Raw genomic sequence first — 11844 nt, 5'->3', positions numbered from 1 at the left:
CACGTGACGTGGGGACGGATCGCACGAAAACCGTTAAGCCCGGCTGTCGCCTACGAGCGTGTATGAGCGCTGACCGGTCCGCGTTACGGCGGGCCATCGAGCGCGGCGAGCGCGACGGCGGCGCGATCGAGTTCAAAGAGCGGCTGACACGCGAGGTCCACTTGGCGGAGGGACGCATGGAGTCGCTCGTGGCCCAGCTCCGCCACCGAGTGCTCTCGGGCGACGGCGAGGCGACGTACGTCCTCGGCGTCACCGACGACGGCGGGCTGGCCGGGATCGCGCCCGAGACCTTCTCCGAGACGATGGACGTCCTCTCGCTGTTGGCCGACGAGGCGGACGCCCACATCGCCGACGTGGAGACGTGGAGCGCCGGCTCGGCCGGCAACGGCGGTTCGGAGGGACTCGTCGGTCTCGCGACCCTCCGCGACGGCGGGATGTTCGAGACGGACGACGACCACCTCGTGGTCGGCACGGCCGGCCACGTCGACCACGGGAAGTCGACGCTCGTCGGCACCCTCGTGACCGGGCGGGCCGACGACGGCCAGGGCGGGACGCGCGGCTTCCTCGACGTCCAGCCCCACGAGGTCGAGCGGGGGCTCTCCGCCGACCTGTCGTACGCCGTCTACGGCTTCGAGGAGGCGGGCGGCGAGCCGGTCCGGATGGATAACCCGCACCGCAAGTCCGACCGCGCGCGGATCGTCGAGGAGGCCGACCGACTCGTCTCCTTCGTCGACACGGTCGGCCACGAGCCGTGGCTGCGGACGACGATCCGCGGGCTCGTCGGCCAGAAGCTCGACTACGGGCTCCTCGTCGTCGCCGCCGACGACGGGCCGACGAAGACGACCCGCGAGCACCTCGGCATCCTGCTGGCGACCGAGCTGCCGACGATCGTCGCGATCACGAAGGCTGACGCCGTGAGCGACGACCGGGTCGCCGAGGTCGAGCGCGAGGCCGAGTCGATGCTACGGGACGCCGGGCAGACCCCCCTCCTCGTGGACCGCCACGGGATCGACGCGGCGGTCGCGGAGGTCGGCGACGGCGTCGTGCCGCTCCTCCGGACCAGCGCGGTGACGAAGGACGGGCTCGGGACGCTCGACCGACTGTTCGAGACGCTTCCGAAGCGGGCGACCCCGGAGCGCGCGGAGTTCCGGATGTACGTCGACCGGAGCTACAAGGTGACCGGCGTCGGCGCCGTCGCGTCCGGCACGGTCAACTCCGGCACCGTCGAGGCCGGCGACGAGCTCCTCCTCGGCCCGATGGCCGACGGCTCCTTCCGCGAGGTGGAGGCGCGCTCGATCGAGATGCACTACCACCGGGTCGACAAGGCGAGCGCCGGCCGGATCGTCGGCATCGCGCTGAAGGGGGTCGACGAGGCGGAGATCGAGCGCGGGATGGCCCTGGTGCCGCGCGAGAGCGACCCCGACCCCGTCCGCGAGTTCGAGGCCGAGGTGATGGTGCTGAACCACCCGACCAGAATCCAGGAGGGGTACGAGCCGGTCGTCCACGTGGAGACCGTCTCCGAGGCCGCCGTCTTCGCGCCCGAGGGCGGCCGGCTCCTGCCCGGCGACACCGGACAGACGCGGGTCCGGTTCAAGTTCCGGCCCTACCTCGTGGAGGAGGGCCAGCGGTTCGTCTTCCGCGAGGGGTCGAGCAAGGGCGTCGGGACGATTCGGGACGTGGATTCGGCGGAGTGAATCGACGGATTGGGCCTCAACGGGACAGTTCAGTCCCCCTCGACGAAACGGATCAGTCCCCCTCGACGAAACGGATCAGTCCCCCTCGACGGAGACGAGTTCCATCAGCGGGTAGCCGTCGGCCATCGTCATCTGAGTGCGAACCGTCACGCCCTCGTGTTCGATCCGCATCTCGACGTCCATCAGCGAGCCGGTGAGCTCCGTGTAGCCGTTCTCGTGGTCGATCGCGTCGGCGACGCGGTCGTCGTGGATGTCGACGGTCACCGACTCGCAGAACGGCTGGTTCTCGATCGACTCGGCCATCGCGGCCTCCAAGCTCCGCGTGCTCGACGGGCTGACCGGCGTCCCGGCGAACTGGTGGTACAGCGAGCCGAACTTGATCCCGGCCTCGAAACACGCCTGCTGGGCGTCGCTTGCCATGTCCGTACTGCGGCGGCAGCGGCCTAAGAGGCTTCGGAGGGTGGCGGCGTTACTCGGTGGCCGTCGGCGGATCTCCCAAGAGCGACTCGACGGGAAGCGGCTCGATCCCCGTCTCGTCGAGGTAGCGCTCCAGCCGCGGGACCCGGTCGGCGAAGTCCTCGGGGTCGTGCGAGTCGGTCCCCACGACGAACCGGACGCCGCGGTCGCGGAACGCCTCCGCGAACGGATCGGTCGGATGAAACAGGTCGAACTCGCCGCGGTCGCCGGCCCTGCCGGCGTTGATCTCGGGAACGGTCCGGGAGTCGGCGCAGGCGGCCGCGACCCGGTCCCGGTGGGCGGCGGTCGTGAGCCCGCGGAGCGCGGGGTGGTTCTCCACGAGGTCGACGTGCGCGAGCACGTCGAACAGCCCCGACCCGACGAGCGAGACGACGGCGTCGTAGTAATCGTCGACGAACGCGCGGCGCTCGGCGTCGCTCGCGTCGTCGAACGACTCGAACGGGAACACCTGCTTCCCGGCGACGTAGTGGACGCTGCCGATCGCGTAGTCGAAGTCGGCCGCGGCGAGGAAGTCGCCGATCGCGGGCGCTAACTCGGGCTCGTAGTCCATCTCGACCGCGTCGTAGAGGGTCAGATCGGTCCGGTCGGCGGCGACCGCGAGCGCCTCCCGCCGGCGCTCGTGCGTGCGGTCGAAGTTCCGGTTCCACAAGAGGCGCTCGTCGCGCCACGCCTCGCTCAGGCTGCAGTGGTCGGCGAACCCGACGGCGTCGAGCCCCGCCGCCTCGGCGGCGTCGACCATGAGCGGGATCCCGGACCCGTCGGAGTAGGACGTGTGCGCGTGGACGTCGACGGTCACTCGTGAACGGAGGGGCCGAAGCGGCGTAAGCCCGTCGCGGGCGTGGAGTCGGGGGAGACGGCCGACCCCCGCCCACCCCGTCGTTCTCGAACCGAAGCCGTTTGGTTCGGGGGCCGGAATCGGTCCGTATGAACGCGCTTCGCGTGACGGGCGGCCGCGTCCTCCGCCCGGACGGCTCGGTGACCGTGGCCGACGTGACGATCGACAGCGACGCGGGACGGATCCTCGCGGTGGGAGACGACGCGGCCCCGGGCGCGGGGGACGCACCGGCGGCCCCCGACGAAACCCTCGACGCCGAGGGGTCGCTCGTGATCCCCGGGCTCGTCAACGCGCACACGCACGCCGCGATGACGCTGCTCCGCGGGTACGCCGACGACAAGCCGCTGGACGCATGGCTCCGAGAGGATATCTGGCCGGCCGAGGCCGAACTGACCGACGACGACATCGAGGCCGGCGCCGCGCTCGGCGCGCTGGAGATGATCCGCTCGGGGACGACCGCGTTCGCGGACATGTACTTCGCGATGGACCGGGTGGCCGAGGTCGTCGACCGCGCCGGCCTGCGCGCGCGGCTCGGGCACGGCGTCGTGACGGTCGGCAAAGGGGAGGCCGACGCCCGCGCCGACGTCGAGGAGAGCATCGCGGTCGCCCGCGAGCTCGACGGCGCCGCCGACGGGCGGATCCGGACCGCGTTCATGCCGCACTCGCTGACGACGGTCGGCGAGGAGCTCCTGCGCGAGGGGGTCGCGGCGGCGCGCGAGGCCGGCGTCCCGGTGCACCTCCACGCGAACGAGACGGTCGACGAGGTCGACCCGATCGTCGACGAGCGCGGGGAGCGCCCGGTCGCATACGCGGCCGACCTCGACGCGCTCGGCCCGGACGACTTCTTCGCGCACGGCGTCCACCTCGACGACGCCGAGGTCGACCGGCTCGCCGACGCGGGGACCGCGGTCGTCCACTGCCCGGCCTCGAACATGAAGCTCGCCAGCGGGATGGCCCCCGTCCAGCGGCTCCGCGAGGCGGGCGTCACGGTCGCGCTCGGCACCGACGGGGCGGCCTCGAACAACGACCTCGACGTCTTCGACGAGATGCGCGACGCCGCGATGCTCGGGAAGCTCGCCGCGGACGACGCCGCCGCGGTCCCGGCCGAGGCCGTCGTGGAGATGGCGACCGCGGCGGGCGCCGACGCGCTCGGCCTCCCCGGCGGGCGGATCGAGCCGGGCGCGGCCGCCGACCTCGCCGTCGTCGACCTCGACGCCCCGCACCTCACGCCCGTCCACGACCCCGTCTCGCACCTCGCGTACGCGGCGCGCGGGAGCGACGTGCGGCACACCGTCTGCGCCGGCGAGGTGTTGATGCGCGACCGAGAGGTGCTGACGCTCGACGCCGATGCGGTTCAGGAGCGCGCGGCCGAGGCCGCCGCCGACCTCGTCGACCGCGTCGACCAATAGCGATCGCGTCGACGAACGGGAGCGCCGCGACGAAGCGAGCACACCAGCGAATAGCGAGCGCGGTCGCACCGCGTCCGAGCCGCGTCCGAGCCGCGGACCGGCGTCATCGGCGCTCGGATCGGAGGCAATATGGACCGATTACCGCCGAAGTGCCGGTGAAACACAAAACTACCGACACAGAGCCGCTAAGTCGGATAAAATCCGGTTTAAACCGGGTTAACTGAACTCTCTATTTATATGTAAAGGGCCAGTGGCCTCAGGTGGACATGAGAGAACGCACGACAGCCATCCTACTGGTCGTGGTCGTCGCGCTCGGCGCGATGACCGGCGTCGCCGCCGCCGACGGCCACCTCCAAGTGGCCGTCGACGACGACGGCGAGCAGCCGACGGTTACGGTGACAGACGAGAACGGCACCGCGGTCGAGAACGCCACGGTCAACGTGAGCGTGGTCGACGCGGAGAACGAGTCGTACGCGGGAGCGGGCGAGTACGAGACGGACGCGAACGGCACCGTCGACCTCCCCGTCCCCGAGCAGGACGTGACGGTCGAGGTGACCGCCACCGCCGAGAACGACTCCGTCTCCGCGACGGCCGATCTGGAGGCGCCCGACGGCCTCGAAGTCGACGTCGAGAACACCGACGGCGAGCCCGTCGTCACGGTCACCGACAACGACACCGCGGTCGAGAACGCCTCGGTGAACGTCACGACCGCCGACGAGAACGCCAGCTACGCCGGCACGGGCGACTACGCGACCGACGAGAACGGCACGGTCACGCTCCCCGCCGCCGAGGAGGACGTCACGATCGACGTGACCGCCGAGTACGAGAACGACTCCGTCTCGACGACGGTCGACCTCGAGGCGCCCGAGGGCCTCGAACTCGACGTCGAGAACACCGACGGCGAGCCCGTCGTCACGGTCACCGACGACGGCGAGGCCGCCGAGAACGCCTCCGTGAACGTCACCACCGCCGACGGTCAGAACGTCACCTACGTCGGCGAGCGCGACTACGAGACCGACGAGAACGGCACGGTCACGCTCCCCGCCGCCGAGGAGAACGTCACGGTCGACGTGACCGCCGAGTTCGGGAACGGCACCGTCTCGACGACGGTCGACCTGACGACCGGCGAGGGGGCCGCGGAGGACCGGCCGTTCGGACAGCTCGTCCGCGAGTTCGTCGAGCAGATCGGCGACCGCGAGGGCGGCATCGGCGACGCCGTCTCGGACTTCGTGACGGAGAACAACCCGGGTAACGCGCCGGACCAGGCTGGCGGCCCCGGCGGCCCGGACGACGCCGAGAATGACACCGCCGAGAACGAGAGCGACGCGCCCGGCAACGGCAACGCGCCCGACCACGCGGGACAGGGCAACGACGGCGAACAGGGTCCCCCGGAGCACGCCGGTAACGGCGACGACGAGGGCGACGCGGACGACGCGGACGACGCGGACGACGCGGACGACGATGCGGAAGAAGAGAGCGACGCGGAGGATGACGACGAGGAAGCGGACGACGACGAAGACGGTGACGACGATGACGACGACGGCGCTGGCGGCCCGGGTAACGGGAACGGCAACGGCCCGCCGTAACTGACGCGCGAGCGACGCGGTAACCGAGACGCGACCGACGCGGATCCCTTTTCAGCGTTTTCAACGCGACCCGGTGTCGGCAGGGTTTAGTGCGCCGTGAGCGAACCGAGAGGCATGAGCGAAACCGCGTATCCGCCGGTAGCGAAGCACCTCTCGGACCTCGAGACGGCCCGGGAGGAGGGGCGCCGGAAGATGGACTGGGCGCTCCAGCACATGCCGATCCTGAACGCGCTCCGCGAGGAGTTCGTCGACGAGCAGCCGCTCGCGGGCGAGACGATCGCGATGGCGATGCACGTCGAGGCGAAGACGGCGAACCTCGTCGAACTGCTCGCCGACGGCGGCGCCGAAGTGGCGATCACCGGGTGCAACCCGCTCTCGACCCACGACGACGTGTCGGCCGCGCTCGACACCCACGAGTCGATCACCTCCTACGCGGTCCGCGGCGTCGACGACGAGGAGTACTACGACGCGATGCACGCCTGCATCGCCCACGACCCGACCGTCACCGTCGACGACGGGATGGACATGGTGAAGCTCGTCCACGAGGAGTACCCCGAGCTGATCGACTCCATCGTCGGCGGCGCCGAAGAGACGACCACGGGCGTCCAGCGCCTGCGCGCGATGGACGCCGACGGCGAACTCCACTACCCCGTCTTCGCCGTGAACGACACGCCGATGAAACAGCTGTTCGACAACGTCCACGGGACCGGCGAGTCGTCGCTCGCGACCATCGCGATGACGACGAACCTCTCGTGGGCCGGCAAGAACGTCGTCGTCGGCGGCTACGGCCAGTGCGGGAAGGGCGTCGCGAAGAAGGCGTCCGGCCAGAACGCGAACGTCATCGTCTGCGAGGTCGACCCGCGGAAGGCCCTCGAAGCCCACATGGAGGGGTACGAGGTGCTGCCGATGGCCGAGGCCGCGGCGAAGGGCGACGTGTTCATCACGACGACGGGCAACCGCGACGTGATCACCCGCGAGCACTTCGAGCGGATGCAGGACGGCGTCCTGCTGGCCAACGCCGGCCACTTCGACGTCGAAGTGAACCTCGACGACCTCGACGACCTCGCCGTGGACCGCTACGAGGTCCGCGACGGCGTCGAGGGGTTCGAGCTGGACGACGGCCGCGTCCTCAACGTGCTCGCCGAGGGACGGCTCGTCAACCTCGCCGCGCCCATCTCGCTCGGCCACCCGGTCGAGGTGATGGACCAGAGCTTCGGCGTCCAGGCGGTCGTCGTCCGCGAGCTGGCCGCGAACGGCGGGAGCTACGAGCCCGGCGTCCACGACGTGCCCGACGAGCTCGACCGCGAGGTCGCCGAGATCAAGCTCGCCGCGGAGGGCGTCGAACACGACGACCTCACCGACGAGCAGCGCGAGTACATGGACAGCTGGGAGCACGGGACCTAACGCGGCGGCGGCGTTTATAATCAGATTTGTGCGGTGGCGCGCGCCTCCGAGTGGCCGACAGGCCACGAGGAGCGCGTGCGAGGGACGCGGCGACCGGAGGGAGCCGCGAGGCTGGGGAGGCGTGTGGTGCGGTCGCGGTGTGGTCGGGTGGGACTCAAAGGGACAGCCGCGAAGGCGGGCGCAGGCGACGTAAGCACCGTAGCGAGGGAGTGAGCGAAGCGAACGACCGAGTGAGGCGCGCAGCGAGCGTGCGCCCGCCTTCGCGGCTGGGGCTTTGGAGGCGTTCTCCGCCGATCCATCCCCGATCATTTATAAACAGTCGACCGCGCTTCCTTTTTGAGCGACAACCACGTACGAGTAGTAGTGACAGTCACGAGCGTCCACGACCCGAGCCACCGCGAGGCCCTCTGGGAGCTGGAGGACGCCTTCGAGCGCGGCGACCTGATCAGCGTCTTCGGGCGCTGCACGGTCAGTTACGAGGGCCGCGCCGCGTCCGACCTCGGCGCCGGCGACCGCCTGCTCGTGTTGAAGCCCGACGGGGCCGCCCTCGTGCACACCGACGAGGGACACCAGCCCGTGAACTGGCAGCCCCCGGGCTCCGAGCACCGCGCCGCGGTCCGCGAGGGGCGGCTCCGGGTGCGTTCGACGCGCACCACCCCCGACGAGACGCTCACGGTCCGCTTCGACCGGGTCCACCAGCTCTCCGCGATGGCGGTCACCGGCGGGCGCGACCTCGCGCTCCACGGCAGCGAGGAGGACCTCCGGACCCGGATCCTGGAGCGCCCCGAACTCGTCGAACCGGGGTTCGAGCCGAAGGCGACCGAGCGCCCCTCCAGCGCCGGCCCGATGGACGTGTTCGGCGTCGACGGCGACGGCAACCCGGTCGTCGTCGAGCTGAAGCGCCGGCGGGTCGGCCCGGACGCTGTCGGCCAGCTCGCGCGGTACGTGCGGGCGCTCCGCGAGGAGTTGGGGGCGGCGGACGCCGACGCCGACGGCGACGCGCTCGGCGACGGCGACGCGCTCGGCGACGGCGACGCGCTCAGCGACGGCGACGGCGGGACCCTCGTCCGCGGAGTCCTCGTCGCGCCCTCGGTCACGGACCGGGCCGCCGAGCGGCTGGCGGACCGGGGGTTCGATCACGTCGCGCTCGAACCGACGCCCGAGGAGTGAGGCGGCGAGCGCCGTGAAACGGACCGACGACGCCGCGGTATCGAAGGGTTTATCGCCGCAGCGCGGGCTACATCGGGCAAGTAGCCATGTCTGACAAACCCGCCTCTATGTATCGGACGATCGACAAGCCGTCGTTCACCCGCCGCGAGTACATCACCGGGATCCCCGGCTCGAAGATCGCCCAGCACAACATGGGCGATCTCTCCGCTGAGCCGGACGACTACCCCGTCCAGATCAGCCTCCGCGTCGAGGAGGAGCTCCAGATCCGCCACGGCTCGCTCGAGAGCGCGCGCCTCTCGGCGAACCGTCACCTGATCAAGGAGCTCGGCGAGGGTAACTACAAGATGACCCTCCGCAAGTTTCCCCACCAAGTCATCCGGGAGAACAAGCAGGCGACCGGCGCCGGCGCGGACCGCGTCTCCGACGGGATGCGGCAGGCGTTCGGCAAGCCGGTCGGGACGGCCGCCCGCCTGAACGCGGACGACATCGTCTTCACCGCCTACTGCGACGTCGAGCAGGCGTCCGTCGTGAAGGAGGCGTTCCGGCGCGCGTACAACAAGCTCTCGCCCCCGTGCCGGATCACGGTCGACCGCGGCGAGAAGCTCCTCGTCTCGTAACCCCGCCGGCCTTTTTCGAGGCGCGGTTCTCACGCCCCGAGCCGTGCGGCCGGACGCGGTGACGCGAGAGCCGCCGCACGGCGAGCCGAACTCCTGAAATACCTTCCTCGCGTATCGACGGCCAGTGTCACAGCAGTTGGCCGAGGTCGAGACGCTGTTCCTCCACGAGGCGCGGAGCGACTACACCGTCGTCGCGAACCGGGACGGGAACAGGGTGCTCCGCGGGCGGCTCGAACTCAAGGAGACCTCCGCGGGCCCGCGCCCGGGGAAGTTCCGCGTGATCCGCGACGGCGAGGACCACCCCCGCCGTCCGGACGAGTTCGTCGACCTCGCCCGCGCGGCCGACCGGATCCGCATCTCCGAGCAGACGTCGCCGGAGAACCGGAAGCGGCTGGAGGCGATGCTCGACGGCTACCAGCTGGAGGCGATGGCCGTCCGGACTTGCCGTCGCTGCGCGAACGACGGGCGATACGGGCCGATCACGAGCGAGACCGCGGTCGAACACAACGACGAGCTGATCTGCCGGGACTGCGCCCGCAGAGAGCTCGAACGGGAGCTCTCGTATAAAGGCGAGTTCACGGGCGCCGCCGAGGAGCGGTTGGAGGAGCTGCTGTACGAGTCCGGCGACCTCGATCGGATCGTCAACCTCCTGCAGGGCGGGCTCGACCCCGACCTCACCAAGTACGACGAGGTCTCCGCCAACGTCGACGACGTGAGCCCCGTGCGCACCGAGGACCTCGATCTCCACTCGGACCTCTCCGCGCACCTCCAAGGCCGGTTCGAGGAGCTGCTCCCGGTCCAGAGCCTCTCCGTGCGAAACGGCCTCCTCGAGGGGGACGACCAGCTCGTCGTGAGCGCGACCGCGACGGGGAAGACGCTGGTCGGGGAGCTGACCGGGATCGACCGGGCGCTGAAGGGGGAGGGGAAGCTCCTCTTTCTGGTCCCGCTCGTCGCGCTCGCCAACCAGAAGCACGAGGACTTCAAAGACCGCTACGGCGACCGGCTGAACGTCTCGATCCGCGTCGGCTCCTCGCGCGTGAACGACGACGGCAACCGCTTCGACCCGAACGCCGACGTGATCGTCGGCACCTACGAGGGGATCGACCACGCGCTCCGGACGGGGAAGGACCTCGGCGACGTCGGCACCGTCGTCATCGACGAGGTCCACACGCTGAAGGAGGGCGAGCGCGGCCACCGGCTCGACGGCCTCATCTCCCGGCTGAAGTACTACAGCGAGAATCGGATGGAGACGCACTCGGGATACGGCGGCACGCAGTTCGTCTACCTCTCCGCGACGGTCGGGAACCCGGAGTGGCTCGCCGAGAAGCTCCGGGCGACCCTCATCGAGTACGAGGAGCGCCCCGTTCCCATCGAGCGGCACGTCACCTTCGCGGACAGCCGTGAGAAGGCGCAGATCGCCGACAAGCTCGTGAAGCGGGAGTTCGACACGAAGTCGTCGAAGGGGTACCGCGGACAGACGATCGTCTTCACGAACTCCCGGCGGCGCTGCCACGAGATCAGCCGGAAGCTCCGATACGACTCCGCGCCGTACCACGCCGGCCTCGACTACAAACGCCGGAAGCAGGTCGAACGCCAGTTCGGGAACCAGGACCTCTCCGCGGTCGTCACCACCGCGGCGCTGGCCGCCGGCGTCGACTTCCCCGCCTCGCAGGTGATCTTCGACTCGCTGGCGATGGGGATCGAGTGGCTCTCCGTCCAGGAGTTCTCGCAGATGCTCGGGCGCGCCGGACGGCCGGACTACCACGACCGCGGGCGCGTCTACCTCCTCGTCGAGCCCGACGGCGTCTACCACAACTCCATGGACCGCACCGAAGACGAGGTCGCGTTCACCCTGCTGAAAGGGGAGATGGAGGACGTGGCGACCCACTACGACGAGGCCGCCGCCGTCGAGGAGACGCTGGCGAACGTCGTCGTCGCCGGCAAGAAGGCCAAGCGGCTCAACGACCGGATGATCGGCGAGGTGCCGACGAAACACGCGATCGGGAAGCTGCTGGAGTGGGAGTTCATCGACGGCTTCGATCCGACGCCGCTCGGCCGCGGCGTCACGCGGCACTTCCTCGCGCCCGACGAGGCGTTCTTCATCCTCGACGCGATCCGGAAGGGGACCGACCCCTACCAGATCGTCGCCGACCTCGAACTGCGCGACGACGAGGAGTGAAGCGGCAGGCCGTCGCGGGGCGGCCGCGGTTGAGAACAGCCTTGACCGCGCAACGAAACGCTTTACCGGCCGATGCGGGTATGTGCAGGTACGGGGCCGTGGGGTAGTGGTATCCTCGCTGCCTTGGGTGCAGTGGACCTGAGTTCGACTCTCAGCGGCCCCATCTACTACTCTTCGCCGTCACAGACGATCTGCGCAAGCTCCTTATACAGCTCTGGATGGTGTTTTTCGAGAACCTCTAGATCGGTCTGGAGTTCTTCGTGTATTCGGTTCCGAATTCGAGACACAGCTTGATACTGGTTCGAGCTGGCCTTCTCCGATCTGAGATGTTCGCGTTCGGTTTCGGTGAGGAGAGCGCGTGTTCGGGCCACACTCAGTTTACGCACCAATCTGGTAATTGTTTGGCGCTGTTCGATCGGCATAGTTTGCAAATACACAAATGTAAGTGCCATGACTTTCAAACGAGATAACGA

10 protein-coding genes and 1 tRNA gene are annotated in these 11844 nt (G+C 69.7%); 8 read left to right on the top strand and 3 right to left on the bottom strand.

Annotated elements, in window-relative coordinates:
• Nucleotides 1-62 precede the first annotated feature (62 nt).
• The gene (locus DJ74_RS13835) at nt 63-1694 is read left to right on the top strand and encodes a GTPBP1 family GTP-binding protein (RefSeq protein WP_094527616.1); all 1632 of its coding nucleotides are present in this window, start codon (nt 63-65) and stop codon (nt 1692-1694) included.
• 75 nt (nt 1695-1769) lie between these two features.
• Here DJ74_RS13835 and DJ74_RS13830 read toward each other — a convergent pair whose 3' ends face one another.
• Together DJ74_RS13830 and DJ74_RS13825 are read right to left on the bottom strand one after the other, a co-directional pair.
• Nucleotides 1770-2114, bottom strand: a complete 345-nt coding sequence (locus tag DJ74_RS13830; RefSeq protein WP_094527615.1) for a dihydroneopterin aldolase family protein — start codon at nt 2112-2114, stop codon at nt 1770-1772.
• 49 nt (nt 2115-2163) lie between these two features.
• Entirely contained in the window at nt 2164-2967 is an 804-nt protein-coding gene (locus DJ74_RS13825) for a PHP domain-containing protein (RefSeq protein WP_241881385.1), read from the bottom strand.
• Between the two features lie 128 nt (nt 2968-3095).
• On the opposite strand from DJ74_RS13825, the gene DJ74_RS13820 reads away from it, so the two are divergent.
• The 7 genes from DJ74_RS13820 to DJ74_RS13790 all read left to right on the top strand — a co-directional run bounded on the left by DJ74_RS13820 (nt 3096) and on the right by DJ74_RS13790 (nt 11534).
• Entirely contained in the window at nt 3096-4415 is a 1320-nt protein-coding gene (locus DJ74_RS13820) for an amidohydrolase (RefSeq protein WP_094527614.1), read from the top strand.
• Nucleotides 4416-4681: 266 nt separating this feature from the next.
• Entirely contained in the window at nt 4682-6001 is a 1320-nt protein-coding gene (locus tag DJ74_RS13815; protein WP_094527630.1) for a DNA primase, read from the top strand.
• A 114-nt stretch (nt 6002-6115) separates the two neighbouring features.
• Nucleotides 6116-7405 carry an adenosylhomocysteinase gene (locus tag DJ74_RS13810; RefSeq protein WP_094527613.1) on the top strand — a complete coding sequence of 430 codons (1290 nt, stop codon included), beginning with the start codon at nt 6116-6118 and terminating at the stop codon, nt 7403-7405.
• A 363-nt stretch (nt 7406-7768) separates the two neighbouring features.
• Complete coding sequence (gene nucS, locus DJ74_RS13805; protein WP_094527612.1) at nt 7769-8575, top strand: endonuclease NucS; 807 nt, start codon at nt 7769-7771, stop codon at nt 8573-8575.
• A gap of 86 nt (nt 8576-8661) precedes the next feature.
• On the top strand, nt 8662-9192 hold the full coding sequence (locus DJ74_RS13800; RefSeq protein ID WP_094527611.1) for a 50S ribosomal protein L16: 531 nt from the start codon (nt 8662-8664) through the stop codon (nt 9190-9192).
• A 124-nt stretch (nt 9193-9316) separates the two neighbouring features.
• On the top strand, nt 9317-11371 hold the full coding sequence (locus tag DJ74_RS13795) for a DEAD/DEAH box helicase (RefSeq protein ID WP_094527610.1): 2055 nt from the start codon (nt 9317-9319) through the stop codon (nt 11369-11371).
• 92 nt (nt 11372-11463) lie between these two features.
• A tRNA-Pro gene (locus DJ74_RS13790) sits at nt 11464-11534 on the top strand.
• Between the two features lie 4 nt (nt 11535-11538).
• Here the strand turns inward: DJ74_RS13790 and DJ74_RS13785 are convergent.
• Nucleotides 11539-11742, bottom strand: a complete 204-nt coding sequence (locus tag DJ74_RS13785) for a hypothetical protein (RefSeq protein ID WP_094524641.1) — start codon at nt 11740-11742, stop codon at nt 11539-11541.
• Between the last annotated feature and the right edge of the window lie 102 nt (nt 11743-11844).

The organism is Halorubrum sp. Ea8, from assembly GCF_002252925.1.
In the GTDB taxonomy this organism is placed as follows: Archaea; Halobacteriota; Halobacteria; order Halobacteriales; family Haloferacaceae; genus Halorubrum.
Note: the sequence above shows the minus strand (reverse complement) of the source record. Positions and strands in the feature narration are given on the sequence as shown.

Bases quoted from the DNA above. Each gene is read 5' to 3' on its own strand.
- DJ74_RS13810 (WP_094527613.1), top strand. From the start codon at position 6,116: ATGAGCGAAACCGCGTATCCGCCGGTAGCGAAGCACCTCTCGGACCTC.
- DJ74_RS13815 (WP_094527630.1), top strand. From the start codon at position 4,682: ATGAGAGAACGCACGACAGCCATCCTACTGGTCGTGGTCGTCGCGCTC.
- DJ74_RS13835 (WP_094527616.1), top strand. From the start codon at position 63: ATGAGCGCTGACCGGTCCGCGTTACGGCGGGCCATCGAGCGCGGCGAG.
- DJ74_RS13830 (WP_094527615.1), bottom strand. From the start codon at position 2,114: ATGGCAAGCGACGCCCAGCAGGCGTGTTTCGAGGCCGGGATCAAGTTC.
- DJ74_RS13820 (WP_094527614.1), top strand. From the start codon at position 3,096: ATGAACGCGCTTCGCGTGACGGGCGGCCGCGTCCTCCGCCCGGACGGC.
- DJ74_RS13800 (WP_094527611.1), top strand. From the start codon at position 8,662: ATGTCTGACAAACCCGCCTCTATGTATCGGACGATCGACAAGCCGTCG.